The organism is Peribacillus sp. SIMBA_075 (genome assembly GCF_046534585.1).
This window is the reverse complement of the sequence record NZ_JAWRYN010001436.1, coordinates 1-242: the sequence shown is the minus strand read 5'-3', so window position 1 is coordinate 242 and position 242 is coordinate 1. Positions and strand designations below refer to the sequence as shown.

At 36.4% G+C, this 242-nt stretch carries 1 protein-coding gene; it reads left to right on the top strand.

Translation table 11 applies throughout. The features are described from left to right. Positions 1 to 242 (top strand): DUF3919 family protein (locus SB775_RS33105; protein WP_410865529.1); only part of this gene is annotated, 242 nt, incomplete at both ends.

The window sequence follows — 242 nt, the reverse complement described above, 5'->3', positions numbered from 1 at the left end:
AGATCTTACACACATATTTGATTCTATTCGATACGCAAGGCAAATTACAGATTACGGAGAAATTCAGAAATTATTACAATCACAGAATGAGCCGATTGCTTATATTACTGCCTATAAAACAGGCAAACGTGTAAAGAATGAGCGGGAGGATATTCTAACTATTTCTGTGTATCCATCTTACTTTGTTGTGCAATATCTCGGTGATAATAACGGGAATGTCATGTATATGAAGGGCTCCCTAG